This is a genomic window from Halorubrum halophilum (assembly GCF_000739595.1).
Classification (GTDB): Archaea; Halobacteriota; Halobacteria; order Halobacteriales; family Haloferacaceae; genus Halorubrum; species Halorubrum halophilum.
This window is the reverse complement of record NZ_BBJP01000001.1, coordinates 51,031-77,646: the sequence shown is the minus strand read 5'-3', so window position 1 is coordinate 77,646 and position 26,616 is coordinate 51,031. Positions and strand designations below refer to the sequence as shown.

The window sequence follows — 26,616 nt, the reverse complement described above, 5'->3', positions numbered from 1 at the left end:
CCGCTCCGCTCACTTGCTTATAAACCGATCTCGCTCTCGGAGCGCGAAGTCGGTCCCGTACCGCTCAACGAGGGGCTCGTAGGCGTCGCCGAGCGCGCGCATGCAGGCGCCCGCCGAGACGTACCCGAGTTCGTCGGCGACCGGCTCGCTCGGGTGGGCCTGCAGGACCTTCCGGACGAGCAGGCGCTCTTCGCGGTCGTCGAGGGCGTCGGCGCCCGTCTCGTCGTCTCCGTCGCCCTCGATCAGCGCCGCGAGCGCGAGGTCTCGGAACGCGCCGGGCGCGCTGTCGTACATCCCCGGCCCGAACGACGCGCCGACGACGGAGCGCCACTCGATCTCGGTCAGGTCGATCGATGTCGACGCGGAACAGGCGCGGAGCGCGCCGACGACCACGTCTGGATCGACGTCGCGGTGCGCGTCCGAGAGCCCGTCGCGCTCGCGGTCGCGGAAGGCGGCGGCGTGGCGGTCGAGGAGTGACTGGCCGGACTCGCTCGCGGGCCGCACCATGATCGCGGAGTGCTCCCCGGAGGCGTCGTTGCGGGAGGTAGAGAGGTGGACCGTCCGGTAGCCCGCGCGCCGCCAGAACCGGAGCAGGCGTGGGGTCGCGCCGTAGCCGACCGAGAAGTAGTCGACGGGGTCGCGGTCGCCGTCGCCGTCGCCGTCGCCCTCCCTCCCCTCACCGTCCGCCCCGCCGAACTCCGCGTGTATCTCGTCGAGCAGCCGGGTCCCGAACCCCTCGCCTCTGAGCGCGTGATGGGTCGCGATCCGGACCGTCCGTACCCCCTTCGGCTCGGCGGCGACCTCGTCGCGGAGCTGGCTCGTGAGCAGGTCCGGCACCATGTTCCCCCGAACCCGCTCGCCCTCGTACATCCGCCGGCGGGTCGCCGCGTCGAGCCCGCCCTCGCGCGCGAGCAGCGCGACGGCGACCACCCGCCCCTCGGCGACCAGCGCCCGCGCGGCGAGGTTCGGTGCGTCGAGGAGGCGCGCGAGGTCGTTCGGCTCCGTGCGGTAGTGCGCCGCGACGAGCAGCCCGAACGCCTCCCGGAGCAGGGCCTCGTCCGCGAATAGGTCGTCGGGAGCGAGGGTCCGGTACGTCGCCTCTCCCACCGCCGACCCCGCGACCGCCTCGTCGACCGCCGGGCGCGCGTCGAGCAGGAGCGCCCGCGCCGCCCACGCCTCGACCGGGTCGTTTCGGGCGTACCGGATCGGCTCGTCGAGCCGCACGTCCCGCACCGAAAAGCGGCTCTCGCGCAGGCGCTCCGTGAACCGGATCGAGAACCCGCGGCCGGCTCCCTCGTAGCCGTGGACCGTCGTGCAGAACGCGACCGCCGGCGCGTCGAGGAACCGTTCGAGTAGCCGCACCGGAAGCGCGGCCGCCTCGTCGACGATCACGGCGTCCGGGTCGTCGGGGAGGTCCGCGGCCTCGGCGGGCGCGAGGTAGCGCACCCGCCCGCCGCCCGGCGCGTCGAGACGACGGGCGGCGTTTTCGGGGTCGCTCGCGCTCCCGGCGTCGCTCTCGTGCGTCCCGATCAGTTCTCTCGCCCGCGCGAACACCTCTCCCGCGTTGCGGAACGCCGACGCCGTGACGAGCACGTCGTCGCCGGCGAGCGCGAGCGCGCCCGCCGCGATCCCCGCCGCGCTCGACTTCCCGCGCCCGCGGTCCGCCTCGGCGACGACCGCGTGCCCCGGCGTCGCCAGCGACTCGAACGCCGTCACCGCCCGAGCCTGATCTCCCGTGAGACACGCCTCGTAGGCCGCCGCCGGGAACGTCGCCCTCGGCGGGGCGGTTGGCCGGGCGGTCGATTCCGCGGTCGCCTGTGCTGTCGATTCCGCGGTCGCGTCGCCCCCGGAACCGATGAGTCCGTCGCGCTCGATCGCGTCGCCCTCGGACCCGTCCGCGCCGAGCGAGACGATCGCGATCCCCGGGTGCGATCGGAGCGTCTCGACGAAGCGCTCGCGAAATCGGCCCGTCACGTCGTCGAGTTCGTAGGGCGGGACCGCGAGCGAGTCGTCGAACCGGTCGCGGATCGCGGGCCAGTCGTCGAGATCGGGAGTCAGGAGGACGAGGAGGCCGCCGCCGTCGACCGCGCCGACGCACCGACCGAGCGCGTTCGGGACGAACTGCTCGTGGCAGTCGAGGACGACGACCTCCCGGGTGCGCCCGAGCAGATCGTCGGCGCTCCGCGGGCGGTGCTCCTCGAACCGGAACCCCTCGCGCGTGGAGACGATTGAGACCGACTCCCCCCCGTCGCCTGCGACCGCCTCGATCGCGTCGTACGCCGCGTCGACTCCCCGGTCGCGGTCGCCGGCGAACACCAGGACGCGCCGCTCGTTCGCTCGTTCGGCCTCCCGCTTCGCGTCTCGCGCCAGCCCCGCGATCATCGTTCGGTCGTCGTTGCCGGGGGGCGGAGATGTGTCTTGCCCTCCGGACGCGCCGAACCCTTTCGGTCGTCCCCTCTCCCCCGCTGCGCGAGGCGGGACGCTTACGGACGCCCGGCGCGTCTCTCCGGACATGACCACGGTCACGCTCATCGGCACGCGGCTCGCGGACACGGGCCGCGAGTTCGTCTATCAGGGGGAGTCGCCCGACTGCGAGGGGTGTCCCTACCGGAGCCAGTGTCTCAACCTCTCCGAGGGGACCCGGTACCGCGTGACCGGGATCCGCGAGAACGCGCAGACGCTCGACTGCGCCGTCCACGACGCCGGCGTCCGCGCGGTCGAGGTCGAGCCCGCGCCCGTCCCCGCCAACGTCCCGTCGAAGCAGGCGTACGCCGGTGGGCGCGTCTCGCTCGCCGGCCCGTGCCCGCACACCGAGTGTCCGAGCCACGGCTACTGCGTCCCCGACGGCGCCGACTTCGACGACGAGCGCGTGATCGATCAGGTGCTCGGCGAGCCGCCCCACGACACCTGCGCGCTCGACCGAGAGCTGACGCTGGTGGAGTTTCGGGCGGAAGACGGGTAGCGGATCGATCCTCGGAACCGACGCCTACAGCGCCGTGACCGCGTTCAGCGTGATCCGAATCGCGCGCTCGACGTTGTCTTTGGCCTTCTCCGGGAGCTCGTCGTCCGAGTCCGCGCCCTTCTGGGTGCCCGCGACGAGGTTGCCGTCGACGGTGCAGATCGCACCGGCGCGAAGTCCCTTGCGGCGCGCGAGCGCGAAGACGGTCGCCGCCTCCATCTCGATCGCGAGCAGGTTCGCGTCGTTCCAGTCCTCGACGTACTCGTCGCTCTCGTTGTAGAACGCGTCGTCGGAGACGATCGGCCCGACGTGGATCTGCTCGTCGTTGTCCTCGGCGGCGCCGACGAGTTCGGTGAGCGCGTCGTAGTCGGGGACCGCGGGGTACTCGACCGACTCGTAGCGCTTGCTCGTCCCCTCCTCCTTGGCCGCGCCGGTCGCGACCACCATGTCGCCGACCTCCATGTCGGCCTGCAGCGCGCCGCAGGTGCCACAGCGGAGGAACGTCTCGACGCCGACCCGCGAGAGTTCCTCGACCGCGATCGCGGCCGACGGGCAGCCGATCCCGGTCGAGCAGATCGTGAGGTCCGTTCCCTCGTAGGTCGCGTTGACGATCTTGTACTCGCGGTTCTGCGCGACGAGCTCGCTGTCGTCACAGAGGTCCGCGATCCGGTCGACGCGCCCCGGGTCGCCGGGGATGATCGCGATCTCGTGGACGTCGCCCTCCTCGACCAGCAGATGCGGCTGTTTCGCCATACGCGCCGAGACAGCCGCCGCGCGCAAAAACGGACCGGTCGGGAGGCGGGGTCGGCCCCGAGAAACGAATTTGATATCGTGGAATGAGATTTATGATGGGAGCGCCGCGGCAGATCCGACCGTTTCGACGACCACCGTTGCCGCCGCCGGATCGGCCGGTTTATCGTCCGCCCTCGCCAGATTCGGCCATGAGCGACCTCGAACCCTCTCTCTCGCTCGCACCGTCGATCGGCGCGCTCGTGGTCACGTTCCTCATCATCACACCGGTCGCTGGGACGCTGCTCGGGTTCAACTGGACGCAGGCCGTGCTGATCGGCGGGTTCTCTGGCTCCGTGGCCGTGCTGTCGGCGTGGCTGACGGCGCGGCGGGCGGGCGGCGACTGAATCCCGGCGACTCTCGGCGTCGAGTTCGACCGCACAAGCGGTTATCGCGACTGAGAGGCCGACAGAGGATTTTATACCTGTCCGGCGTCGAGAATGCGTAATGCGATTCAGTCGCGACCGTCGGGGCCAGTCGGTCGTGGTCGGGACGGTGATCCTGTTCGGGTTCCTGATCCTGGCGATGGCGACATATCAAGTACAGTTCGTCCCGACGGAAAACGCGGAGATCGAGTTTGAACACAGCCAACAGGTAGAAGGTGAATTCTTGGACCTGCGAAACGCAGTGTTAAACACTGGCCAATCCGATAATAACAGACTCACGTCGCTGACGCTCGGTACACGGTACCCGCAGCGGACATTCTTCCTCAATCCGCCGCCGGCGACCGGAGAGTTATCAACGAGTGAGCAGCAATCCATTCGAATCGAAAGCGCAACCGTCGCGGAGGACGGCAACGTCGGATTATTCTGGGAGGATCGGGATCTCACTTTCCCGACCAAATCGGTACGATACTCGCCGTCGTACAACGAGTATCGGAATCCTCCTGACCTCGTCTATGAGCACTCAATGGTGGTCGCGGACTTCGATGGTGCAGCACTCTCCAGAACCGGACAGACCGTTATAAATAATGACGCCGACCGGATCTCGCTGACGTTGGTTGATGGGACTCTCTCGGAGTCAGGTATCGAGCGACGTGAGATCGATCCAGAGGCACTCTCGCGAAACGCGCGGAGTATGACGCTGGAACCTGACGGAGGAGAAGTCGTTATCGTGCTTCCGACGGCCGTTCCGGAGGGTGAGAAACGGGACGATCTCGCATCCGGCTGGAATGAGACGTTCGAGAGTGGTGTGGACAGAACGGTGACCGCGACTCCCAACGGAATCCGAATCGAGATTAGAACCGGCAACTCAGTCGAGCTTCGACTTGCACAGGTGGGAGTCGGAAGTGGAACGGATGTGACTGATGAGTCGGGTGGCTATATCACGAAAGTGTCTGAGAGCAACGGCGAGTTCGTCGCAGAAGTACGAGACCAATTCAATAATCCCGTTGAGGGAGCTGAGGTTGAGGTCTACGCGGATACGGGTGAGACGAGTCCGATGGATAACTCGCCGCGAATCACGGACGAATCTGGTCAGGTGACTATCTCTGATAGAGGTGGTACGGTCGGAACGATTAATGGTGCTCCTCCAGATGAGGCTGGGACCGATCGTGTAGTATTCGATGAGTTCACTCCACCGACAGTTCCTACTGGGTCCGTTTATGGACCCGATGTATCTGGAACAACTACTAATCCCTCTACTGTTCAGCAGGGAAATTCATTCAATCTTGAGGCGAGTGTCAGTAGTATCGGTGACTCGAGTCGAATTCGAAGTGGAACACCCATACAGACTGTACGGGTCACAGTCGGTAACGACGACGCGGGCACCGTGTACGACGAAATGTTCACGTTTGATCCTGACGACAACACTAGGGAGTACGCGTTCGGGAGGAGCATCCAAGTTGACAACTGGGACCCAGGAACGTACGACGTAACTGTGTCAGGACAGGACGCCAGCGGACGCTGGACAGCGGAGGATGAGGTCGGAACAACAACCGTGACGGTGCGAGAAGGGGATCCGCCGGGGTCGGTCAACTTCGTCGCAACAGACGTGGTGAAGGGAGGAAACTCACAGGAGTTTGTGTTTACTGTCGACGGTCTCAGTAATAATGATCAGGCGACGATCGATCTCTCCGGCCCCCAGTCGGACGGTGTCGATTACACGGACGGAGCCGTGGAGCTCATCGAACGGACAAACCCCAACGATGCAGTCAGTTATGACCCAAGCACCAACACAATCACGTACACCAAACGGGGCGGAGGTGCTGGCGAGGTTCGAATTCGGATCTCAAACATTGACGTGACCGGGAACGCGGGTGAAACCTACGTCGTGGGGTATGAGGACGGGAACATCGACTCCGATACGTTCGAGATCCGTCCACCGGGAACCACGATCATCACTCAAGACACAGACGATGTGAGCGCAAACGGCGACATAGTCATTGAGGACAACGTCGTGATCGACGGTGATGTCGACAGCCAAAACGGTGAGGTCATTGTCGGGGAAAATGCGGATATCGACGGTGACGCTAACGCAAACGGAGATATCGTCATCGGGGACGGCGCGTTCGTTGCCGGTGTGGTCGACAGTGAAAATGGCGGGGTCACTGTCGGAGACAACGCGGAGATCGACGACGATGTGAGCGCGAACGGTGATATTGTTATCGGTGATGAAACGTTCATTGACGGTGACGTTGACAGTCAGAACGGCACCGTCTCACTCGGAAGTGGGACACAAGTGACGGGCTCCGTCAACGCTAACGGTAACGTTGACTTCGGTGTCGGTAGTCTTGTGGAGGGAGATGTGACCAGCCAGAACGGTCGTGTCACGCTCGAAGACGGCTCTGAAGTCGAAGGCGACGTAAACGTTAACTCGGCATCAGACATCGTCTGTGGGCAGGGATCCAGAATCGATGGGCAGCCGTGTGAAGAGTACGTCGACGAGAACTACTGAATTATACCACGATCGACGTAACTGACTATCGACACACCCATATGCCGGCCGCATGAACGACCGTGTATGACCGAAGTCGGCATCGACGCCGTCGAGATCTGGACCGGGAAGCTCAAACTCGACTTGCCGGGCACGTTCGCGCCGGAGAAGGGCGACGACCCGGAGAAGTACACGAAGGGGCTCGGGCTCAATAACTCCTCGTTCCCGGACGTGTACGAGGACATCGTCACGATGGGCGCGAACGCCGCGAAAGGGCTGATGGACCGCAAAGGGCTCGATCCGGCGGATATCGGTCGGATCGACGTCGCCACGGAGTCGGCGTTCGACCACTCGAAACCGGTATCGACGTACATCGCGGGCTGTCTGGAGCAGGTGTACGACGGCGACTTCACCCACGCCAACAAGGGCGAGCGCAAGTTCGCCTGCCTGGCGGGGACGCAGGCGATCGACGACGCGTACAACTGGATCCGGGCGGGGCGGAACCGCGACCGCGCGGCGCTCGTGATCACGACGGACACCGCGCTCTACGCCCGCGGCGACCCCGGCGAGGCGACGCAGGGCGCCGGCGCCGTCGCGATGTTGATCGACGAGGACCCCTCGATCGTCGCGCTCTCGACGGAGCAGGGGTACGGCTCGAAGGACGAGACGGACTTCCTGAAGCCGAACCAGCAGTTCCCGAGCGTCGACGGGAAACGCTCGGTGCAGGTGTACCTCTCTCGAATGCGGGAGGCCCTCGAGGACTACGAGTCCGTCACCGACGACATCGCGCTCGACGACTTCGCGTACGCGCCGTTCCACACCCCGTTCCCCGGGATGGTCCGGAAGGCGGCCCTGCTCGCGTATCGCCACGTCATCCGCGACACGGAGTACGAGGACGCGCTCGCCGACGAGATCGGTCGACAGCCCCGAGAGGACGACTACGCGGACCGCGAGGCCTACGAGGAGGCGATCCGCGACTACATGGACGAGCTGAAGACCACCGAGCAGTATCAGACGTGGTACGACACCGCCGTGGAGCCGACGCTCGGGCTCTCCCGTGAGGTCGGCAACTGGTACACCAGCTCGGTCCACATCGCGCGCATCAGCGCGCTGCGCGACGCCCTGACCCGCGACCGGTCGTTCGTCGACGACACGCTGCTCGTCGCCTCCTACGGCTCCGGCGCGCAGGCGGAGATCCACTCGGAGGCGATCCGCGAGGGCTGGCGCGCGGAGATCGAAGCACTCGACATCGACGACCGACTCGCCGCCCGCTACGACCTCACGTGGGAGGAGTACGAGGACGTGCACGACGTTCACGAGTACGATATGGATGTCGAACGCGAGATCGAGGAGTTCACGCAGCCGGAGGCGGAGTTCGTCTTCACCGGCTGGGGCCGGATGAACGAGCGGAAGTACGAGTACGTCGAGTAGCTCCTCGGCCGGGGGTCCGACGGCGAGACGTTGGCCTCCTGATTCCGTTCTACGGCTCCGCTACCCGTGAAAACGGGTCACACGACGCTTCTCGAATACGATGGGTTTAAACGACGTTAGGCTGAAAATCACTGCAATGGTAACCATCTACGACGTGCCGGCCGACGCCCTCATCGAGGAGGTCGCCGCACGACTCGAGGACCGGATCGACGAGCCCGACTGGGTCGAGTTCGCGAAGAGCGGCGCCGGCAAGGAGCTCCCGCCGGAACAGGAGGACTTCTGGTACGTGCGCTCCGCCAGCCTCCTCCGGAAGGTCGCCCAGAACGAGCCCGTCGGCATCGAGCGGCTCGCCACCGAGTACGGCTCGAAGAAGCGCGGCTCGAACCGCTACTCCGTCCGCCCCGGCGAGCACGAGGGCGGCTCCCGAAAGCTCATCCGTGCGTCGCTACAGGCCCTCGAAGAGGACGGCCTCGTGACAACCGCCGCCGGCGAGGGACGCCGCGTCTCCGACGAGGGCGAGGCGTTCCTCTCCGAGGTCGCCGCCGACGTCTTCGAGGACCTCGACCGGCCGGAACTCGAACGCTACGCGTAGATCGCGATTCGCTTTTTGTACGTCGCGCTCGCTCTCGAGCTGCGGCTCTCATACTGACACCGTCTTACTCCCGATAAGTGGCGTCTGAGCGATTCTGTCTCGCGTTGCTGTTTGCTGACGATCGTCTCGCGTTCGTCGAGATATATCTAATATCGCTATATCGAATCTGACAGTCGCTCGCCGCGGTCGTTGCGATCGATAGCCGTCGCTTCGGTCGTCGAGGCGGTCGACAAAAAGCGATGTGCGGGCAGTGTTCGGACGAGTCGGCTCACTCGGGGCGGTTATCGGGCTATCCCGTGTTCTTCATCCCGGCGGCGATGCCGTTGACGGTGAGCCGGAGGGTTCGCTCCTCCTCTTCGGTGCGGTGAGTTCGCCCGAGCAGGTCGGCCTGCAGCAGGTTCAGCGGGTCGACGTAGGGGTTCCGCCGGTCGAGGCTCTCTTCGAGCCACTCGCGACGAATCAGGTCGTCGCGGCCGCTGATCGCCAAGACGAGTTCGCGTCCGCGCTCGTACTCGCCGATGAGTTCGGGGAAGAAGCGCTCGCGGAGGTCGTCGTCCGCGAGGTCGGCGTACTCGGCGGCGATCTCGGGATCGGTGCGGGCGAGCGCGAGCGCGGCGTTGTCGAGGGTGGTGCGGAAGAACGGCCACTCCGCGTACATCTCTCGGAGCGTTTCGAGGCCCGCCTCCTCGCCGACCTCGTCGAGGTAGGCGTCGAGCCCGGACGCGAGCGAGTACCAGCCCGGGAGGATGAGTCGAGTCTGGGTCCACGAGAACACCCACGGGATCGCGCGGAGGTCCTCGACGGTGCGCTCGCCGGAGCGCGAGGCGGGCCGCGAGCCGAGGTTGAGGTTCTCGACGACGGAGATGGGCGTCGCCTGTCCGAAGTAGGAGACGAACCCGTCCGTGTTCAGGAGATCGCGGTACGTCTCGCGGGCGGCGGGCGCCATCGTCTCCATCGCGTCGACCCACTCCTCGGGCACGTCCTCGGTGGGCTCCTCGTTCGCCTCGTGGCGGGCGCGGATCTGCGCGTCGAGCATCTGTTCGAGCTCGCGCTCGGCGATCCGCGGGTTGGCGTACTTCTCCGCGATCGCCTCGCCCTGCTCGGTGAACTTCACCTGTCCCGTGACGGTCTCGTTGGGAAGCGCGAGCAGCGCCTCGTTCATCGGGCCGCCCCCCCGCGAGATGGAGCCGCCCCGCCCGTGGAACAGCCGGAGGGTGACGTCCTCCTCGCGGCAGAACCGGGCGATCTGACGCTGGTTCTCGTAGAGGTCCCAGTTCGCGGCGAGGAAGCCGTTCTCCTTGTTGGAGTCGGAGTAGCCGAGCATGACCTCCTGGATCTCTCCGCGGACCTCCAGCGCGGTCGCGTACGCCTCGTTGTCGAACAGCTCCCCGAGGATGCGCTCGGCGCCGTTGAGCGCGGACTCGGTCTCGAGCAGGGGGACCACGTCGAGCCCGCAGTGGTCCGGCAGCGAGACGACGCCGACCTGATCGGCGAGGAAGAGCACTTCGAGCACGTGGCTCGGCTCCTCCGTCATCGAGATGCAGTACGTGTCGATCGCCTGCGCGCCGTACTCGTCCTGCCACTCGGCGAACTCTTGGAACCGACGGAGCACCCGCTCGGTGGTCTCGGAGACGTCGCCAGGCTCGTCGGCGTCGACGACCGGGTCCTCTTGGAGGATCGCCTCGGTGAGGAACTCCTGCCGGGCGTCCTCGTCCATCTCGCGGTAGTCGACGCCCTCGGTCGCGACCGCCTCGGCGACGGCCTCGGTGTGGTTCTCGCGGTGGTCGCGGAGGTCCAGCGACGCGAGCGTGAACCCGAACGTGTCGACCTGCCGGCGGAGCGGTTCGACGAACGACTCGCGGACCGTGTCCTGCCCGTCGGCCGCCAGCGAGTCGGCGATCACGTCGAGGTCGGCGAGGAACGCGTCGCCGTCGGGGTACTCGCCGGGGCGCACGTCGTCGACCCGGTCGAGCCGCTCGCGCATCAGGCGGAGCTTCTGGCGGTACGGCTCGTCGGGGTACCGCTCGCGCGCCTCCTCGACGACCGTCGGGAACCGCTCGGCGTCGGCCGCCAGCGACTCGGCGAGCTTGTCGTCGATCGCGTAGCGCTCGCCGTCCTGGCTCAACACGGCCGAGAGCCGCTTACACCGGTCGCGGTACTTCTCGACGGCGATCTCGCGTTGACGCCCCAGTGTCTCGTCGGTGACCTCCGGCGTGACGAACGGGTTGCCGTCGCGGTCGGAGCCCGCCCACGAGCGGAACTCGAAGAGCTTGGGGCAGTCCACGTCGTCGTACTCCTTCGAGATGGTCTCTTCGAACTCCTCGTAGGCGTCGCCGACGACGTCGAAGAGGGTGTTCTCCAGGTACCACTGGACGTTGCGCGCCTCGTCTTCCGGCTCCGGACTGCGCTGGCGTACCTGTCGGGTGCCCCAGAGGCTGGTCACCTCGGCGGTGACGTCGCGCCAGATCCCGTTGCGTTCCCGCTCGGTGAGGTTGCGCTCGTCGAGCTCCTCCAGGTGGTTGGCGATCGACCGGAGCTTCGCCTTCACCGTGGCTCGCCGCGCCTCGGTGGGATGGGCGGTGAAGGTCGGCTCGATGAGCACGTCCTCCAACAGCTCTCGGAGCTCGTCGGGCTCGACGCCCGCCTCGGCGAACTCGGCGATCGTGGCGTCGAAGGAGTCGTGGAGCGCTCCCTCCTCGTCGGCGCCCCGGATGGCACGAACTCGCTCGCGCTCCTCGGCGAGGTTGATCAGCTCGAAGTAGGTCGTGAACGCGCGGGCGACGATCTCCTCTCGGGTCGTCGACAGATCGCCGACCGACTCGTGGAGGGCCTCCCGGCTCGTCGCGTCGCCGCGTCGGTAGTCGATCGCCGCGTTTCGAAGGTCCTCGACGGTCTCGTACGCCTCGGTGGAGGCCTGCGCGGCGAGGACGTCTCCCACGAGCGCGCCGAGCTCGCGCACGTCCGTCCGCACGTCTCGATTGTGCAACACCATACCACAGATACACCCATCGTGGTCGGTTAAAAGCGATGCCCGAACGAATGTTTGCCTCAGTTTTGAGTAAACGTCTTAATCGATCATTCGACATCACGGGAGCGAGCGCGACCGCCGAGCGCCGGCGACTCGCTTGTCGTTACGCTCAGGGACGGGTTCGTCACCCTTTTTACCGGTCCAACCCGAACAACACGTATGAGTCAGTCCGACAAGTATCCGGCCGAGTCCGGTCGGCGCCGCTTCGTCAAGGGCGTCGTCGGCGGCGCGGCCCTCGCGGGGGTCGGCGCGATGGGGTCGGCGACGGTGAACACCCTGACGACCGCGGGCGGCGTCGGCGGCGGGTCGACCGTCGCGATGTCGATCGCCAAGACCGGCGGCCCGGCGCCGCGCGGCCTCCCGCAGATCCCGCTTGAGGTTACCGACGACGGCTACATCCGCGGGATCTGGCCGGAGACGCAGACCGTCACGCAGGAAGGCCAAGAGATCGAGGTCGCACAGGAGCAGCTCGGCGGGAGGACCTACTCCGGTGCGTGGTTCCAGTACTGCGGCGTCGAATCACAGGAGAATGTCTCTCCGAGCTACGAGTCGGACAACCTGTTCCGCGCCGCGTCCGGCAAGTATGACTGGCAGGACGAGACGTACGACGCGGGCGACCAGATCCACGTCGACGACTTCGACGACTACACCGAGTGGGGCAACGGAATCGGCGACGACGGCGTCGGGAAGCCGGCGTCCGTCACGTGGCGGTCGCAAGACGCCGACACGAGCCTGAACGCGACCGTCATCCGCTCGCCGCGGATCGAGGAGGCGGTCGAGAACTCGAACGACGAGTGGCTCGAAGCGTCAACCGACCAGGGGTTCGTCGCGTACCTCAACGTCTGCACGCACTTCTGCTGTATCCCCGACTACAAGGTGCTCGAAGAGTCGGCTCGGTACGACGCCGCAAACGGGACCTACTGCGTCTGTCACCAGTCGGTGTACGACCCGTTCACGCTCGAAGAGTCGCTGTTCATCGCCCGGCCGCGTCCGGACGAGTAGCCTCGTCCCCGCCCCCGACGGGCGCCGCGCTTTTCTCTCCGCTTCGCGTACGCCTCTCCATGAGCGACGACGAGGTTCCCGCAGACGAATCGGCCGACGATCCGTTCGCCGCGGAGATCGCCCGCGCCCGCGACCTCCTCGACGGTGAGGGGATCGAAGCGGTCCACGTCGGCGTCGTCCGCGAGGGCGAGGTCGACACCACCTTCGCCCAGCGGGGCGGCGGCGACGCGGAGAACGAGGGCCTCCGCGCGCTGGCGCTCTTGGCCGCGCACGTCCGACTGGTCGCGAGCGAGGCGGGCGTCGACGCCTCTACCGTCGCGGGCGACGCGGCGACGCTCGCGGGACAGGTCGAGCAGGTTCCGACGAACACCGACGACCTCCCCGAGGAGTAGGCGCCGTCGAGGACGAACGGTTCGGGGCCGACGGCTCGACCGCTACTCGCCTCCTTCGGCGCCGCCCTGCTCGCTCCGGCGGATCCGGTAGAGCTGGTGGGCGACGCCCGCGAGCGCGACCAGCAGCACCGCGAGGTTGAACGCCGCGAGGGCGATCGGCTGGTAGGCCGGGTCGAGCCACGTCCGGATCGCCCGCCCGGCCTGACTGTAGAAGCTCCAGCCGGCGATCAGCGCGAGCAGGATCAGCGCCGCCAGCCCGATCCGGTCGATGAGCCCGCGGAGGTCGTCGGTCGAGAGCCGACCGAACCGGCCGTCGTCCTCGTTCGCGTCGCCCTCGAAGTCACTCGTGCGCGGTGCGGTGTCGTCTGCCGTGTCGTCGGCGGTGATGTCGCTCATGGATCCGGTGGGTGTGTCGGTGGTGTCGTCGGGGCTGGTGTTGGGGTCGCTGCTCGGGTCGGCGCGGTCGCGCTCGTCCGTCATGGTCGCCTCCGTGCGACGAGGGCCGCGACGACGAGCGCGACGAGCGCGACGAGGGGGCCGAACCCGGGCGTGGAGTCCCCGCCGCTGCTACCGTCGGCGCCCCGATCGGGAGCGGCGCCGTCGCCCGCCGCGTCGTCGGCGCCCTCGCCTCGCGTGAAGTCCTCGACGGCGAAATCGACCTCCTCGACCGTCTGGTTCGCGCTGATCGTCTCGCGGGGGTTCAGGTTGGCGACGCCCTGCGTCTCGTCGATGAGCACGTCGTCGCTCCACAGCGCGGCGTCGACGTAGTAGTTGTAGTTGGCGGGCACCTCGACGGTCGTCGTCACAGTGTCGGTCCGGCCGGGCCGCACCTCGCCGACCGTCTCGCTCGCCTCGTCGGCGATCACGTTCGACTCCGACTGCCGGAGTAGCACCCGGAGGTCGAGCGGCTCCGAGGCAGCGTCGCCGCGGTTCGTCACCGAGATCGACACCGACAGCGTCGCGGTCTCGTTGTCGGCCTCGCGCACGCTGACCGCGACGGTCGGCCAGACGTTCCCCTCGGTGAAGCCGACGCGCGAGTCGGCGTAGTCGGGCGTGAGTGCCGCGACGCCGCCGACGCGGGTCGTCTGGCTGGCGCGCCGCTCGCCGTCGGCGAAAACGACGGTCTCGATCCGGTAGCCGCCGGCGCGGTCCACGTCGACGGACCCGTTTATCGTCCGTTCGCCGCCGCCGTCCACGTCGCCGACGTCGACCGTCGTCTCGTCGACGAGGAGTCCCGAGTCGGCGCCGATCGCGCGGTGGCGGACCGTGACATTCTCGACGGTCGAGCCCCGGTGTCGGAGGTCGACTCCGAGCCGGAGCTCCGCGGTCTCGCCGCGCACTTCACCCGGCGAGACGACCGTGTCGACGATGCGTACGTCGCCGGGGCGTTCGTCGGCCTCTCTGGGGTCGACGATGGCGTCCGGCGCGGCGACGGCGCCGATCGCGCCCGCGAGCAGGAGCGCGGCGGCGGCCGCCAGGAGGGCAGTTCGCGTGTCCATACCCGACACGTCTGAACGACGGCATAAGTGCTTTGTCAGGGATCGGGGGCGGAAACGGCGGGACGCCCGGAGCCGATCCGCTCAGAGCGACCGGTAGCGCCCGCCCGACTCGGAGAGCTCCCCGCGCCGCGCGAGCCGCGTCAGGATCTCTCCCGCCGCCTCGGCGGGAACGCCCTGCTCGCTCGCGCGCGCCACGACGTTCTCCTCGGTGGCCTCGTCGACCGCCTCGACCGCGTCGCGGACGATCGCTGTCCGGCTTCGCGAATCCGACCCGCCGCCCTCGGCGCGGGCGGCCGCCTCGTCGACGGCGTCGGCGTCGATTCCCGACGCCTCCAGGTACTCGCGGTCGTCGATCCCCGCCTCGTCGACGGCGCGTTCGAGCTCCGAGACGTGGTCGAGCTCCGCGAACGCCGCGCTCTCGTCGCGCTTCTTCGCGAGCAGCGCGGCCCGGGCCTCGCGGGCCGCGTCGCGGTCCTCCGACTCGAAGAACCGCTTGAGCTTCGCCGTCTGATGCGTCTTCCCGCAGCGGGGACACCCCGCGCTGTCGCTCGTCCGCGGGTCCGCGAGGAGCCACATCGCCGCGCACTCGTTGCAGCCGACGACCGCGTACATGCGGCGCGGTTCGTCGGCCCCGGATTTGAACCCTCGGACCCGCGTCGCGGGATCGATTCACGTGCGGTTCGATCCACTCCGACACGCGGTATTGTGTTTTCCGTTCAAAACCATTATCCGCGTGGGGCACATACGGAGACACGATGAGTTCAACCGACGCCGTCCCCACGGAACCGATTCAGCTGGCCGACGCCGACGAGTTCGACGACTACGTCGCGGACCGCGACGTTGTCCTTGTGGACTTCTACGCGGACTGGTGCGGCCCGTGTCAGATGATGGAGCCGGCCGTCGAGGCGGTGGCGAGCGACACCGGCGCGACCGTCCTGAAGGTCGACGTCGACGAACACCAGGGACTGGCCGGCGAGTACGGCGTGCAGAGCATTCCGACGCTGCTCGTCTTCGCCGGCGGCGAGCTCGCGGAGCGGATGGTCGGCGCGCAGACGGAGGAGGCGCTCGCCGACGCGATCGCGGAGCACACCGCCTGAATGGCTGGGTCCGAGTCCGACGACGGGATGACCCCGCGCGAGCTGCGCTCAGACGTGCCGGCGCTCGGCGAGGCCGCGTACTTCAACTTCGGCGCGCACGGTCCGAGCTCTGAGGCCGTCGTCGAGGCCGCGTCTGACTACCTCGCCGACCACGAGTTCGGCTCGGGGACGACCGACCCATACGAGCACGCCTTCGGGACGTACGAGACCGTACGCGAGCGCGTCGCTGACTTCGTCGGCGCCGAGCCCAACGAGATCGCCCTGACCGAGAGCACGACCGACGGGATCACCCGGATCGCGGGCGCGATCGACTGGGAGCCCGGCGACGTTGTCGTCCGGACCGACCTCGAACACCCCGCCGGCGTCCTCCCGTGGAAGCGACTGGAGCGCGAGGGCGTCGAGGTCCGAGTCGTCGAGACCGAGACCGGTCGGATCGACCGCGAGGCGTACGCCGAGGCAGTCGCGGACGCGCGGCTCGTCTGCTTCAGCGCGATCACGTGGACCCACGGGACGCGGCTCCCGGTCGCCGACCTCGTTGACATCGCCGACGAGGCGGGCGCGTTCACCCTCGTCGACGCGGTCCAGTCGCCCGGACAGGTCGCGATGGACGTGTCGGCGTGGGGCGCCGACGCGGTGGCGGCGGCGGGCCACAAGTGGCTGCTCGGCCCGTGGGGGGCCGGCTTTCTCTACGTCGACCGCGAGGCCGCGGCCGAGCTGGCGCCGCGCGCGGTCGGCTACCGGAGCGTCGAGGACCCCGACGCCGAGGAGATCGCGTTCAAGCCGGGCGCGAAGCGCTTCGAGGTCGGGACGACGACCCCGGCCGCCCACGCCGGACTGGTCGAGGCGCTCGACGCGATCGACGCGGTCGGACTCGAAACGATCGAAGACCGGATCGCGTCGCTCACGGACCGGTTCAAAGAGGGCGTCCCCGACGACCGCCTGCTGAGCCCCCGCGAGTATGAGTCCGGGCTCGTCACGGTCGACGTCGAGGACCCCGAGGCGACGGTCGACCGACTCGCCGACGAGGGGATCGTGATCCGCTCGCTGCCCCACCCTGACGGGGTCCGGGCCTCGGTCCACGCGGTCTCCACCGAGGCCGAGATCGACCGGCTGGTCGACGCCCTCGCCGCCGAGTGGTGAGCGAGGGACCGGACGCGTTTTAGTGATACACGCACAAGACCGGTCATGGGATTTCACACGTTCGACGCCGACAAGGCGGAGCGACTGGAGCGTCCCGCGGTCCGGTACCGTTGGGTGTCTGCCGAGGAAGTTATCGGCGCGCTGACGGCTGAGGGCACCGACCGCGCCGACCGCGCCGCGGCGACGGTCGCCGACCTCGGGAGCGGCACCGGCTTCTACACCGACGCGGTCGCGCCCCACGTCGAGACCGTCTACGGGGTCGACGTGCAGGCGGAGATGCACGCGTTCTACCGCGAGAAGGGCGTCCCCGAGAACGTCGCCCTCGTCGAGAGCGACGTGGCCGCGCTCCCCTTCGAGGACGGCGAGCTCGACGCCGCGTTCTCGACGATGACGTACCACGAGTTCGCGAGCGACGAGGCCCTCGCGGAGCTGGCCCGCGTGATCCGGTCCGACGGCCGGCTCGCGCTCTTCGACTGGTCGGCCGCCGGCGACGGCGAGCACGGGCCGCCGGCCGACGAGCGGTTCGCCGCGAGCGACGCGGTCGACGCGCTGGAGGCGGCAGAATTCGAGGTGGTCTCCGCCGCCGAGCGCACCGAGACGTTCGCCGTGATCGCTCGCGCGCCGTAGGGACGAGCGGAACTCGTTGGGGGAGACGGGGTGTTGTCGATTTATTTATAAATGATGGCGGTGGCGCGTGCCTGCGAGCGGGCCACCGGCCCGCTCGCAGCACCGCGCGAGGGAGTCGGTCGCCTACGGCGACCGACGAGGCTGGGGAGGTGTGAGGTGCGGTGCTGTGCGGGGCGGGGTGGGACTCAAAGGGGCAGCCGGTGAGGCGGGCGCAGGTGACGTAAGCACCGCAGCGAGCAACGCGAGCGAGGAGCGCAGCGAGCGTGCGCCCGCCTCACCGGCTGGGGCTTTGGAGGTGTTCACCGTAGAACAGTCGATCGCTTATAAACAAACGATTAGAGGATCGGAGGCTCCCGTCATCTATCTGCCATTGACGACTTATAAGTGATCGACTGAAACACTAACCATCTTCACGCCACCACCGGCCCGAACTCTCCGATCGTATCGCCTCATTCCTCCAGCACCGTCGATCCCTTTCCGATCCGCGTCTGGTAGGCGCGGGCGTCGATGCCGGCCTCGGAGAAGGCGTCGAGCATCGCGGCGGCGACCCCCCGCCGACGCCCGTCGCGACAGACGGCGAGGATCGCGGGGCCGGCACCGCTGACGGTGACGCCGGCCGCGCCGGCCTCGAAGGCGGCCGCGCGCACGTCGTCGTAGCCCGTGATCAGCCGCGCGCGCTCGGGGGTGACGACGGGGTCGCTCATGCCGGCGCCGACGAGCTCGGGATCGGAGCGGCACATCCCGACCGCGAGGGTGGCGGCGTTGCCGACCGTCTCGACGAGGTCGTCCATCGAGGCCGTCTCGGGGACGACCCGACGCGCGTCGCGGGTGGAGACCGCCACGTCGGGGAGACAGACCACGAGGGGGATCGAGGCGTCGACGGCGTGGGTGCCCTCGCTCGTCGTCACCGTGAACCCGCCGAGGATCGAGGGGGCGACGTTGTCGGAGTGAGCGACGCCGGAGACGACCGCCTCGCCCTCGGCGGCGATCGGGACCAGCTCCGAGCGCGAGAGCCCGCGGTCGTACAGCCGGTTGAGCGCGACCGCGGCGCCGGCGGCGCTGGCCGCCGAGGAGCCGAGGCCGGAGGCCGGGCGGACCCCCTTGTCGATGTGGATCCGCGCGGGCGCGTCGAGCGCCTCGACGACGGCGCCGACCGTGTTCTTCTCGGGGTCCTCGGGGATGTACTGGGCCCCGACGCCGGTAACTTCGATCGTCGTCTCCGCCGCCTTCTCGACGGTGACGACGTCCGCCGGCCGTGTGAGGGCCGCCCCGAACACATCGAACCCGCTGCCGAGGTTCGCGCTCGTGGCGGGTGCCCGTACCGTGACCATGGCGGGCAGTGTCGCTCGGGGTGCAAAAAGAGGCGGGATCGAGCAACGGCGCGGCGGGGCGGAGAGACGAAACGGCGGGGCGGAGCGGCGGCGCGGAGAGAGCGAGCGCCGACGCTGTCGGGGAACGGGGAACACGGAGCGGGAGACGGCAGAAAACGGGAGGCGGAGGCGCGAACCGCGTCAGTTCCCGGCCATCGTCCACAGCAGCGCGCCGATCAGGATCATCGGAATGCCCGCGAGGATGTACACCTGCGGCATCGTCGTGTACGGGGCGACGAGGAAGATCGTCCCGAAGCCGGCGACGATGGACGCGATCACCTTCTGGGACTTCAGGGGCGCGGCCGCCAGAAGCGAGACGACGAACCCGAGCAGTATGACGTGCCCGAGGTGGTAATCGAGCAGGAACGTGTCGATGAACAGCGGCGAGAGCATTCTTGTCTGGACGTGCGAGGGATTCGCGCATTAAAGTTCCGTTTCGCGCGGGGCGGACCGCGGTTCGGCCCCCGGTCCGCGACCACCGCCCCTTATAAGTCGCGCCGGCGAGACGACCGATCGTGCGACTCGTTCAGGTCATGATCCCGGCGGGGAAGCGCGCCGCCGTGATCCGCGCGCTCGACGACGAGGGCGTCGACTACGTCGTCACCGACGAGACGAGCGGCCGCGAGTACACCGCGGTCGCGACGTTTCCGCTCCCGACCGCCGCCGTCGAGCCAGTGCTCGAACGGCTCCGTGAGGCGGGGATCGACGAGAGTACCTACACGGTCATCGTCGCGGCCGAGACGGTCATCTCCCGCCGGTTCGAGGCGCTCGAAGACCAGTACGCCGAGGACGCCGATCACGCGGGCAACTACATCTCCCGAGAGGAGCTGCAGGCGAAGGCCGACGACCTCGCGTCGGGGCTCCGGACGTACGTGCTGATGACGGTTATCTCCGCCGTGATCGCGACGGCCGGGCTCCTGCTCGACTCGCCGGCGACCGTGGTCGGCTCGATGGTGATCGCACCGCTGATCGGTCCGGCGATGTCGGCCGCGATCGGCACCGTCGTGGACGACGAGGACATGTTCCGGCGCGGGGTGCGGATGCAGGTGCTCGGCGTCGCGGTCGCGATCGGGGCCGCGACGCTGTTCGCGTTCGCGTTGCGAACGCTCGCGCTGGTGCCGCCGGGGACCGACCCGCTTGCGCTCGCCGAGGTCTCCGAGCGGCTCGCGCCCAACGTCCTGGTGCTCGTCGTGGCGATCGGGGCCGGCGTCGCCGGGATCCTCTCGCTGATGACCGGCGTCTCCGCGACGCTGGTCGGCGTGATGATCGCGGTGGCGCTCATTCCGCCGGCGGCCGCCGTCGGGATCGGGATCGCGTTCCAGATCCCGCGGCTCGTGATCGGCGCGGGCGTGATCGTCGCGGTGAACGTCCTCTCGATCAACCTCTCCGCGCTGGTGATGCTGTGGTACGAGGGGTACCGCCCACAGCGCTGGTTCCGCGAGGACGAGGCGCGAGCGGCCTTCGTGAAGCGTGTCGCGGTCCTCGTCGCCGCCATCGCCGTGCTGTCGGTGTTCCTCGGCGGCGTCACCTACGACTCGTACGTCGCCTCGACGACCGAGACGGACATCCGGTCCGCCGTCGGCGACGAGCTGGCCGCGATGGACCCCGGGATGGAGCTGATCGAACTCGAGGTCGAGCGCGGCGGGACGATACCGCCTCTCGACACCGAACGCGTGGTGGTTACCGTCGGAGCGCCTCCCGGCGTCGGTGCGGAGGCGGTCGCCGACGCCCTCGACCGCCGGATCGAGGCGGCGATCGGAGAGGACGTGCAGGTCGAGGTGCGGCTCGTGGCGGTCAGCCGCGCCTGAGACCGGGGGGTTCGGCAGTTCGGCGATTCTCCGAGGACGCGTTCAGCGCCGTCTTTTTTCGACCCCTGCCGAAAGAGGAACTACTTTTTATCGCGCCGACAGTGATCCGGCAGTGACCGACTCACAGCGACCCGACGACGATTCGATGCGCGAGGTCGTCGAGCGCTCCCGAAGCGGCGCCCCGGCGGTCGGCGAGGCCGTTCGGGATCGCTTCTCGTCCGACGAGGTGTTCCAGCGGATCATCGCGGCCGCGGACGAGGAGGTGACATCCGGGAGCCGCGAACTCTTCTTCAGCGGGCTCGCGGCGGGGCTGGCGATCACGATCACCTTCATGCTGTACGCCTCCCTGACCGCTGCGACCGACTCTCATCCGATCTTGAGCGTGCTCCTCTACCCGCTCGGGTTCATCTACATCATCATCGGCGGTTACCAGCTGTACACCGAGAACACGCTGCCGCCGGTCGCGCTGACCTTGGAGCGGCTCGCGAGCCTCCCCACGCTCCTCCGCCACTGGACGATCGTGCTCGCGGGCAACTTCGTCGGCGGCGGGATCGGCGCGCTCGTGCTGTCCTACGGCGGCGTCTTCACGGGCGACACCGTTGACGCGGCGCGGTACATCTCCGAGGGCGGATTCAGTATCGGCGTCGTCCCGCTGTTCTTCAAGGCAGCGATGGCGGGGCTGATCGTCGCCGGCGTCGTCTGGGTCGGGTTCGCCTCCACCGACTCCGTGAGCCGGATGCTCGTCGTCTACCTCGCGTTCCTCGCGATCCCGCTCGGCGACCTGTTCCACGTCGTCGTCTCGTTCACCGAGGTCCTCTACCTGTTCTTCGAGTACAGCATTCCGCTGTACGGCGCGGAGATCAGCCTCTACTCCGGGATCGTCGGCTTCGTGATCCCCGTGTTGCTCGGGAACACCATCGGCGGGGTCGTCCTAGTCACGCTGGTGAACTACTTCCAGACCAGCGAGGAGCGCTTGGAGGAGGCGCGCTTCGAGGGGATGACCCGCCGGCTGACGGTGCCCGAGTGGGTGCTCGGCCGCGCCGCGGGGCGCTCGTACGTCCCGATCCTCGACGCCACGGAGGCGACGCTGTTCGCCAACGAGGGCCACCGGATCATGGTCCCCATCACGAACCCGCGGACCGACGGCCCCATCGTCGAGCTCGCGAGCCGGCTCGCCAGCGACCACGAGGACGGGCTCGTCCACATCGTCCACGTCGTGCAGGCGCCGGAGCGGATGTCGCTGTCGGCGGGCGCGGGCCGGATCGCCGACGTCTCCGAGGAGGGGATGGCCGGGCTCCGCGAGACCGCCGAGGAGTACGACATCGGCGTCTCCACCTCCACGGTCGTCTCGCACCGCTCCTTCGAGGAGGTGTTCAACATGGCCCGTCGGACCCGCCCCGACGCCGTGTTGATGGGGTGGGGCGACGACCAGCTGTGGAACGCCGCCCGCGCGGAGCGACCGATCGACGAGCTGACCAACCAGCTCCCCTGCGACTTCCTCATCCTGAGCGAGAGCGACCTCGACACCTCGCGGGTCCTGCTCCCGACCTCCGGCGGCCCGGACTCGACGCTGGGCGCGGAGGTCGCGAGCGTGCTCTCCCGGACCGCTGGCGCCGAGGTGAGCCTGCTCCACGTGGTTGACGGCCCCGAGAACCGCGCCGAGGGCGAGGGGTTCCTCACCGCGTGGGCCGCGGAGCACGGGCTCTCGGACGCCGAGCGGATCGTCGACGACAGCGGCGACGTCGAGGGCGCGATCGCTCGGGAGGCCGCGGACAACACCCTCGTCATCATCGGCGCGACGGAGAAGGGGATGCTCTCGCGGCTCGTCTCGAACTCGCTCCACCTCGACGTGGTTCACGACGTGGACTGCTCGCTGCTGCTCGCCGAGCGCCCCAGCCGACGCACGTTCCGCGAGCGGCTCTTCGGCACCGGTCGGCGCGTGTCCGGCCCGCCGGATGGCGGCGTCGACCGCGACCCGGACGCGTCGAGCGGGGCGAAGATCGGGGCCGGCGAGCGAGACGACGGGGAGTCCGATCGCGGTGATCGCGCCCCCGAAGGCGACGCCGATGACGACGACAGTCGGGGTGACGGCGGCGACGCTACCGGTGGCGACGACGGCGGCCGCGCCGAGAACGACGACGCGCACCGGACGGTGATCACGGATCACGACGACCCCGACGAGGATGAGGGTGGCGAGGCGGAATCGGACGACGACCTCTCGCCGGAGCCCGCGGTGATCATGGATCACGACGACTCTGACGACGCGGAAGACGACTCGGACGACGACGCGGAAGACGACTCTGACGACGACGGTGAGGAAGCGGACGAGGGCGGGACCAACGGGGGAGACACGGACGGCGACGACGCCCGATCCGCCTGATCGCGGCAGTCGGATCGCCTCTCGTCCGATAGCGCAAACGGCTCTTTGTCCTTTCGGCGACTTATTTGATGGTTCCCGACGACGGGTCAGGTATGAACAGGAAACTGGCAACTGCCGTCGGCGTCGCGCTGATCGTCTCGCTCGCTGGCTGTTCGGGGTTCGTCGGCTCGACCGGAGGCGCCGGCGTCGACGCGGGAGACGAATCGGCGCTCGACAGGAACATCGAGGTGACCGCGGACGGCGAGGCCACCGCCGAGCCGGACCGCGCGACGATCAGCGTCGCGGTGACCGCGACCGGGAACGACTCCGCGGCCGTCCGCGACGAACTGGCTGCGAGCGACGACCAAGTTCGCGCCGCGCTCACCGACTGGGGGCTCGACGAGGACGACATCCGGACCGAGCAGTACGACGTGCGAGAGTCCTACGAGACGCGCGAGAACCCCGAGCGAACGCGGTACCAGGGCGTCCACCGCTACGCGATCGCGCTCGACGACGTGGACGCGGTTGGCGAGGTCATCGACGTCGCGATCGGCGCCGGCGCCGACGAGGTCCAGCGGATCGAGTTCGGGCTGAGCGAGGAGCGCGAACGCGAGGTCCGCGAGACCGCCATCGAGAACGCGATGGCGAACGCCGAGGACGACGCGGCCGTGCTCGCGGATTCCAGCGGACTGGAGATCGCCGGCGCATACAGGGTCTCCACCGCGGACGCGGGCGTGACACCGTATCGGGTGTCCGACGCGTCCATGATGGCCGAGAGCGACGGCGCCGACGCCGGCGCCGCCACCGGCGTCGAGACGGGAGACGTGAGCGTGCAGGTCAGCGTCAACGTCGTCTACGCCGCCGAACAGGCCTGAAGCGAGCGCTCGCTCGGCGATTTTTCGAGGGAGAAGACCAACCGTCGAGCCGCGGCGCTACCTGCTTATAAGCGACCGCTCACTCCTCGCCGTCGCGGGTCGGGAGGTCGGGCTCGAACGCGGCCGCCTCGACGGCCATGTCGAGCACGCGCTCGACGTTCTCGTCGTTAGTGACGCTCATCGTCGCGTCCACGGACTCCGCCTGCACCGCGTCGAAACGGTCGTGTTTGTTCGCCACCGTGAGGAACGGGACGGCCTCGCCGAACAGCGCGCGGACCTCCTCGCGGAGTTCGAGCTGCACGTCGAGGGGGTAGCCGCAGTCGCCGGACGGATCCAACACGAACACGACCACGTCCGCGAGGTGTTCGAGGGCGCTGACCGCCTGCCGCTCGATGTCGTTGCGCTCGTCGGCGGGTCGGTCGAGCAGGCCGGGGGTGTCGACGATCTGGTACCGGACGTGGTCCCGCTCGAAGTGGCCGATCTGGACGCCCTTCGTGGTGAACGGGTACTCCGCGATCTGGTTCGAGGCGCGGGTGACCCGGTTGACGAACGACGACTTGCCGACGTTGGGATAGCCCGCGATCACGATGGCGGGCTCGTCGGTGCGCACGTCGGGAAGCACCTTCAGCTGGTCCCGCGAGTCGCCGATGTACCGCAGGTCGTCCTCGATCTGGTCCATCACGTCGGCCATGCGCGCGAACGCCTGTTTGCGGTGCTTCCGTGCGGTGTCCACGTCCGAGTTGCGGACCTTCGTCGTGTACTCGTCGCGGAGGTCCTCGATCTGGCGGCTGGCCCACATCACCTGCGAGAGCGCCTGTCGGAGCCGGTCGACGTCGACGATGGCGTCGGCGAGCTCGTAGTAGAACGGCTCCACGTCGAAGCCGAAGTCGGGCCACGAGACGACGACGTTCTCCAGGTTGTCCGAGAGCACGTTGCCGGCGGTCCGCAGCATCGACTCCTGCGCCTCGTGTCCGTGCTTGGCGCGCCCCGCCCGCGCCGCCCGCGAGAACGCCTTGTCGACGAGTTCCTCCGATCGGGGGGTCGTCGGGAGGCCCTCAAATATCATGTTGCCCCGACTTGACCGCCGACGCGTATAAGACCGTCCGTTCGGCGACCCCCGCGACACGGCGGCGCACGGACGGACGCGCGTCACAGCTGCGGTGTCGGGTGGGTTCGCCGCCTGCCGCAAACGACGATGAACGATCGTTATCTTCCTCGCTCATATTTCGAGATATATTTATGCCCCAAAGGAATATAGGAGGGCATGGCACGATCGTTCACGCCGACGACCTACGAGGACCTCGATCCGGACCGCCGCCCGAGTCTGGCGCTGGCGCTGATCCCGGTCCTCGCCGTCGTGGCGTTCCTCGGTATCGGCTCGGCCGTTCTCGGCCTCGACCCGCACCCGCCGCTCCTCTGGAGTATCGCCTTCGTCGGCGGCTTCGGGCTGTGGCTCGGCTACGACTGGGAAGAGCTGTTCGACGGGATCGCCAACGGCCTCGTGATGGGGCTGCAGGCGCTTTTAATCATCTTCACCATCTACGGGCTGATCGCGACGTGGGTCAGCGCCGGCACGATTCCGGGGCTGATGTACTACGGGCTGGAGATCCTCTCGCCGACGACATTCCTGCCGGCGGCCGCGGTCGTCGCCGCCGTCGTCGCGTTCGCCATCGGCTCCTCGTGGACCACGGTGGGGACGCTCGGCGTCGCCTTCGTCGGCATCGGCGCGGGGCTCGGCGTCCCCGCCCCGATGACGGTCGGGGCCGTCCTCTCGGGCGCGTACGCCGGCGACAAGCAGTCGCCGCTCTCCGACACCACCAACCTCGCCGCCGGCGTCACCAACACCGACCTGTACGCGCACATCCGTCGGATGCGGACCGGAACCGCCGTCGCCTTCGGGCTCGCCGTGCTCGGCTTCCTCGCGCTCGGCCTCCGCGCCAGTGGCGAGATCCCGACGGGACGGATCGCGGAGATCCAGGGCGCGCTCGGCGAGGTCTACGCCATCACGCTGCTGGCGTTCATCCCGCTCGTCGTCACCTTCGGGCTGGCACTGCGCGGATACGCCGCGCTCCCGACCCTCGTCGCCGGCGTGTTCGCGGGCGCGATCACGACAATCCTCGTGCAGGGGGTCGGCTTCGTCGCCGCGTGGGAGACGTTCATGTACGGCACCGCGCCGGAGTCGGGCTCCGACCTGGTGAACGAGCTGCTCGCGACGGGCGGGCTCACCGGCTCCGCGTGGACGATCACGGTCGTCGTCGCCGCGCTCGCCCTCGGGGGTATCTTGGAGCGCACGGGAGTCCTCGCGGTGATCTCCCACGCGTTCACCTCATCCGTGAAGAGCCCGGGCGCGCTCGTCGCTGGGACCGGCGTCTCGGCGATCGCCATCAACGCGCTCACCGCCCAGCAGTACATGAGTATCGTCCTCCCGAGCGTCACGCTCCGGAACACCTACGACGAGTTCGGGCTCGACACCGACCAGCTCTCCCGCGCCGTCGAGGCCGCCGGGACGCCGACCGGCGCGCTGTTCCCGTGGCACGCGGGCGCCGTCTACATGGCGGGCGTCACCGGGGTCCCGACGCTGGAGTACGCGCCGTACTACCTGTTCGCGTTCCTTTCGCCGCTCGTGCTGTTCGTCATGGCCGCGACCGGCTACTCGCTGAACGTGACGCCGGCCGCGGACCGGGCGCCCGCCGCCGACGAGCCGTCCGCGGCGACTGACGACGACTGACGACGACTGACGGGTCGATTGCGGCGGCCGACTGACGTATCGCTGC

Annotated in this window: 23 protein-coding genes; 14 read left to right on the top strand and 9 right to left on the bottom strand. The window is 68.4% G+C overall.

Going from position 1 to position 26,616, the window contains the following annotated elements:
- Positions 1 to 9: 9 nt before the first annotated feature.
- Entirely contained in the window at positions 10 to 2,382 is a 2,373-nt protein-coding gene (gene tmcA, locus ACP96_RS00350; protein ID WP_050031690.1) for a tRNA(Met) cytidine acetyltransferase TmcA, read from the bottom strand.
- A 130-nt stretch (positions 2,383 to 2,512) separates the two neighbouring features.
- Here tmcA and ACP96_RS00345 point away from each other — a divergent pair, with 130 nt between their 5' ends.
- Entirely contained in the window at positions 2,513 to 2,962 is a 450-nt protein-coding gene (locus ACP96_RS00345) for a UPF0179 family protein (RefSeq protein WP_050024260.1), read from the top strand.
- Positions 2,963 to 2,986: 24 nt separating this feature from the next.
- On the opposite strand, the gene ACP96_RS00340 is transcribed toward ACP96_RS00345, so the two are convergent.
- Positions 2,987 to 3,712: a nucleoside phosphorylase gene (locus ACP96_RS00340; RefSeq protein ID WP_050031689.1), complete on the bottom strand. Its 726-nt coding sequence runs from the start codon at positions 3,710 to 3,712 to the stop codon at positions 2,987 to 2,989.
- Between the two features lie 188 nt (positions 3,713 to 3,900).
- On the opposite strand from ACP96_RS00340, the gene ACP96_RS00335 reads away from it, so the two are divergent.
- The 4 genes from ACP96_RS00335 to ACP96_RS00320 all read left to right on the top strand — a co-directional run bounded on the left by ACP96_RS00335 (position 3,901) and on the right by ACP96_RS00320 (position 8,645).
- Positions 3,901 to 4,095 carry a hypothetical protein gene (locus ACP96_RS00335; protein WP_050031687.1) on the top strand — a complete coding sequence of 65 codons (195 nt, stop codon included), beginning with the start codon at positions 3,901 to 3,903 and terminating at the stop codon, positions 4,093 to 4,095.
- A gap of 100 nt (positions 4,096 to 4,195) precedes the next feature.
- Complete coding sequence (locus ACP96_RS00330) at positions 4,196 to 6,643, top strand: polymer-forming cytoskeletal protein (RefSeq protein ID WP_050031686.1); 2,448 nt, start codon at positions 4,196 to 4,198, stop codon at positions 6,641 to 6,643.
- Positions 6,644 to 6,709: 66 nt separating this feature from the next.
- Positions 6,710 to 8,053: a hydroxymethylglutaryl-CoA synthase gene (hmgB, locus tag ACP96_RS00325; RefSeq protein ID WP_050031685.1), complete on the top strand. Its 1,344-nt coding sequence runs from the start codon at positions 6,710 to 6,712 to the stop codon at positions 8,051 to 8,053.
- Between the two features lie 136 nt (positions 8,054 to 8,189).
- Positions 8,190 to 8,645, top strand: a complete 456-nt coding sequence (locus ACP96_RS00320) for a 30S ribosomal protein S19e (RefSeq protein WP_050024247.1) — start codon at positions 8,190 to 8,192, stop codon at positions 8,643 to 8,645.
- Between the two features lie 289 nt (positions 8,646 to 8,934).
- Here the strand turns inward: ACP96_RS00320 and ppc are convergent, their stop codons facing one another.
- Positions 8,935 to 11,637 carry a phosphoenolpyruvate carboxylase gene (gene ppc / locus ACP96_RS00315; RefSeq protein ID WP_050031683.1) on the bottom strand — a complete coding sequence of 901 codons (2,703 nt, stop codon included), beginning with the start codon at positions 11,635 to 11,637 and terminating at the stop codon, positions 8,935 to 8,937.
- A gap of 195 nt (positions 11,638 to 11,832) precedes the next feature.
- Between ppc and ACP96_RS00310 the strand changes: the two genes are divergently transcribed.
- The gene (locus ACP96_RS00310; protein WP_050031682.1) at positions 11,833 to 12,675 is read left to right on the top strand and encodes a cytochrome b; all 843 of its coding nucleotides are present in this window, start codon (positions 11,833 to 11,835) and stop codon (positions 12,673 to 12,675) included.
- A gap of 59 nt (positions 12,676 to 12,734) precedes the next feature.
- Positions 12,735 to 13,067 (top strand): hypothetical protein, encoded by a 333-nt coding sequence (locus tag ACP96_RS00305; protein ID WP_050031681.1) that lies wholly within the window; start codon positions 12,735 to 12,737, stop codon positions 13,065 to 13,067.
- 42 nt (positions 13,068 to 13,109) lie between these two features.
- Here the strand turns inward: ACP96_RS00305 and ACP96_RS00300 are convergent, their stop codons facing one another.
- From ACP96_RS00300 to ACP96_RS00290, 3 genes are all read right to left on the bottom strand, one after another.
- Entirely contained in the window at positions 13,110 to 13,547 is a 438-nt protein-coding gene (locus ACP96_RS00300; protein ID WP_050031680.1) for a hypothetical protein, read from the bottom strand.
- Positions 13,544 to 14,566 (bottom strand): DUF7490 domain-containing protein, encoded by a 1,023-nt coding sequence (locus tag ACP96_RS00295; protein WP_050031678.1) that lies wholly within the window; start codon positions 14,564 to 14,566, stop codon positions 13,544 to 13,546. Before ACP96_RS00295 ends, ACP96_RS00300 begins: the two co-directional genes overlap by 4 nt.
- A gap of 81 nt (positions 14,567 to 14,647) precedes the next feature.
- Positions 14,648 to 15,178 carry a DUF5817 domain-containing protein gene (locus ACP96_RS00290; protein WP_050031677.1) on the bottom strand — a complete coding sequence of 177 codons (531 nt, stop codon included), beginning with the start codon at positions 15,176 to 15,178 and terminating at the stop codon, positions 14,648 to 14,650.
- 143 nt (positions 15,179 to 15,321) lie between these two features.
- On the opposite strand from ACP96_RS00290, the gene trxA reads away from it, so the two are divergent.
- Genes trxA through ACP96_RS00275 form a run of 3 tightly spaced genes read left to right on the top strand, consistent with a single transcriptional unit; the run spans position 15,322 to position 17,430 of the window.
- Entirely contained in the window at positions 15,322 to 15,663 is a 342-nt protein-coding gene (gene trxA, locus ACP96_RS00285) for a thioredoxin (RefSeq protein ID WP_050024238.1), read from the top strand.
- On the top strand, positions 15,664 to 16,803 hold the full coding sequence (locus tag ACP96_RS00280) for an aminotransferase class V-fold PLP-dependent enzyme (RefSeq protein ID WP_050031676.1): 1,140 nt from the start codon (positions 15,664 to 15,666) through the stop codon (positions 16,801 to 16,803).
- A 45-nt stretch (positions 16,804 to 16,848) separates the two neighbouring features.
- Complete coding sequence (locus tag ACP96_RS00275; protein ID WP_050031674.1) at positions 16,849 to 17,430, top strand: class I SAM-dependent methyltransferase; 582 nt, start codon at positions 16,849 to 16,851, stop codon at positions 17,428 to 17,430.
- A 449-nt stretch (positions 17,431 to 17,879) separates the two neighbouring features.
- Here ACP96_RS00275 and ACP96_RS00270 read toward each other — a convergent pair whose 3' ends face one another.
- Positions 17,880 to 18,761 carry a homoserine kinase gene (locus ACP96_RS00270; RefSeq protein WP_050031672.1) on the bottom strand — a complete coding sequence of 294 codons (882 nt, stop codon included), beginning with the start codon at positions 18,759 to 18,761 and terminating at the stop codon, positions 17,880 to 17,882.
- A 180-nt stretch (positions 18,762 to 18,941) separates the two neighbouring features.
- Positions 18,942 to 19,193, bottom strand: a complete 252-nt coding sequence (locus ACP96_RS00265; RefSeq protein WP_050024233.1) for a hypothetical protein — start codon at positions 19,191 to 19,193, stop codon at positions 18,942 to 18,944.
- A gap of 140 nt (positions 19,194 to 19,333) precedes the next feature.
- Here ACP96_RS00265 and ACP96_RS00260 point away from each other — a divergent pair, with 140 nt between their 5' ends.
- The 3 genes from ACP96_RS00260 (at position 19,334) to ACP96_RS00250 (ending at position 23,842) form a co-directional block, all read left to right on the top strand.
- Positions 19,334 to 20,608 carry a TIGR00341 family protein gene (locus ACP96_RS00260; protein ID WP_050031700.1) on the top strand — a complete coding sequence of 425 codons (1,275 nt, stop codon included), beginning with the start codon at positions 19,334 to 19,336 and terminating at the stop codon, positions 20,606 to 20,608.
- A gap of 112 nt (positions 20,609 to 20,720) precedes the next feature.
- Complete coding sequence (locus ACP96_RS00255) at positions 20,721 to 22,988, top strand: formate/nitrite transporter family protein (RefSeq protein WP_050031671.1); 2,268 nt, start codon at positions 20,721 to 20,723, stop codon at positions 22,986 to 22,988.
- A 92-nt stretch (positions 22,989 to 23,080) separates the two neighbouring features.
- Positions 23,081 to 23,842: an SIMPL domain-containing protein gene (locus ACP96_RS00250; protein WP_050031670.1), complete on the top strand. Its 762-nt coding sequence runs from the start codon at positions 23,081 to 23,083 to the stop codon at positions 23,840 to 23,842.
- 79 nt (positions 23,843 to 23,921) lie between these two features.
- Here the strand turns inward: ACP96_RS00250 and ACP96_RS00245 are convergent, their stop codons facing one another.
- The gene (locus ACP96_RS00245; RefSeq protein WP_050031669.1) at positions 23,922 to 24,908 is read right to left on the bottom strand and encodes an NOG1 family protein; all 987 of its coding nucleotides are present in this window, start codon (positions 24,906 to 24,908) and stop codon (positions 23,922 to 23,924) included.
- A gap of 198 nt (positions 24,909 to 25,106) precedes the next feature.
- Here ACP96_RS00245 and arcD point away from each other — a divergent pair, with 198 nt between their 5' ends.
- Positions 25,107 to 26,570, top strand: a complete 1,464-nt coding sequence (gene arcD / locus ACP96_RS00240) for an arginine/ornithine antiporter ArcD (protein ID WP_050024227.1) — start codon at positions 25,107 to 25,109, stop codon at positions 26,568 to 26,570.
- Positions 26,571 to 26,616 lie beyond the last annotated feature (46 nt).

What these genes read in the sequence shown, in the direction of transcription:
- ACP96_RS00245 (WP_050031669.1), bottom strand. Translation starts at nt 24,908, where the DNA reads ATGATATTTGAGGGCCTCCCGACGACCCCCCGATCGGAGGAACTCGTC.
- ppc (WP_050031683.1), bottom strand. Translation starts at nt 11,637, where the DNA reads ATGGTGTTGCACAATCGAGACGTGCGGACGGACGTGCGCGAGCTCGGC.
- ACP96_RS00305 (WP_050031681.1), top strand. Translation starts at nt 12,735, where the DNA reads ATGAGCGACGACGAGGTTCCCGCAGACGAATCGGCCGACGATCCGTTC.
- ACP96_RS00290 (WP_050031677.1), bottom strand. Translation starts at nt 15,178, where the DNA reads ATGTACGCGGTCGTCGGCTGCAACGAGTGCGCGGCGATGTGGCTCCTC.
- ACP96_RS00335 (WP_050031687.1), top strand. Translation starts at nt 3,901, where the DNA reads ATGAGCGACCTCGAACCCTCTCTCTCGCTCGCACCGTCGATCGGCGCG.
- hmgB (WP_050031685.1), top strand. Translation starts at nt 6,710, where the DNA reads ATGACCGAAGTCGGCATCGACGCCGTCGAGATCTGGACCGGGAAGCTC.
- ACP96_RS00330 (WP_050031686.1), top strand. Translation starts at nt 4,196, where the DNA reads ATGCGATTCAGTCGCGACCGTCGGGGCCAGTCGGTCGTGGTCGGGACG.
- ACP96_RS00345 (WP_050024260.1), top strand. Translation starts at nt 2,513, where the DNA reads ATGACCACGGTCACGCTCATCGGCACGCGGCTCGCGGACACGGGCCGC.
- arcD (WP_050024227.1), top strand. Translation starts at nt 25,107, where the DNA reads ATGGCACGATCGTTCACGCCGACGACCTACGAGGACCTCGATCCGGAC.
- ACP96_RS00340 (WP_050031689.1), bottom strand. Translation starts at nt 3,712, where the DNA reads ATGGCGAAACAGCCGCATCTGCTGGTCGAGGAGGGCGACGTCCACGAG.
- ACP96_RS00265 (WP_050024233.1), bottom strand. Translation starts at nt 19,193, where the DNA reads ATGCTCTCGCCGCTGTTCATCGACACGTTCCTGCTCGATTACCACCTC.
- ACP96_RS00270 (WP_050031672.1), bottom strand. Translation starts at nt 18,761, where the DNA reads ATGGTCACGGTACGGGCACCCGCCACGAGCGCGAACCTCGGCAGCGGG.
- ACP96_RS00260 (WP_050031700.1), top strand. Translation starts at nt 19,334, where the DNA reads ATGATCCCGGCGGGGAAGCGCGCCGCCGTGATCCGCGCGCTCGACGAC.
- ACP96_RS00250 (WP_050031670.1), top strand. Translation starts at nt 23,081, where the DNA reads ATGAACAGGAAACTGGCAACTGCCGTCGGCGTCGCGCTGATCGTCTCG.
- ACP96_RS00300 (WP_050031680.1), bottom strand. Translation starts at nt 13,547, where the DNA reads ATGACGGACGAGCGCGACCGCGCCGACCCGAGCAGCGACCCCAACACC.
- ACP96_RS00295 (WP_050031678.1), bottom strand. Translation starts at nt 14,566, where the DNA reads ATGGACACGCGAACTGCCCTCCTGGCGGCCGCCGCCGCGCTCCTGCTC.
- ACP96_RS00275 (WP_050031674.1), top strand. Translation starts at nt 16,849, where the DNA reads ATGGGATTTCACACGTTCGACGCCGACAAGGCGGAGCGACTGGAGCGT.
- ACP96_RS00310 (WP_050031682.1), top strand. Translation starts at nt 11,833, where the DNA reads ATGAGTCAGTCCGACAAGTATCCGGCCGAGTCCGGTCGGCGCCGCTTC.
- ACP96_RS00280 (WP_050031676.1), top strand. Translation starts at nt 15,664, where the DNA reads ATGGCTGGGTCCGAGTCCGACGACGGGATGACCCCGCGCGAGCTGCGC.
- ACP96_RS00320 (WP_050024247.1), top strand. Translation starts at nt 8,190, where the DNA reads ATGGTAACCATCTACGACGTGCCGGCCGACGCCCTCATCGAGGAGGTC.
- tmcA (WP_050031690.1), bottom strand. Translation starts at nt 2,382, where the DNA reads ATGATCGCGGGGCTGGCGCGAGACGCGAAGCGGGAGGCCGAACGAGCG.
- trxA (WP_050024238.1), top strand. Translation starts at nt 15,322, where the DNA reads ATGAGTTCAACCGACGCCGTCCCCACGGAACCGATTCAGCTGGCCGAC.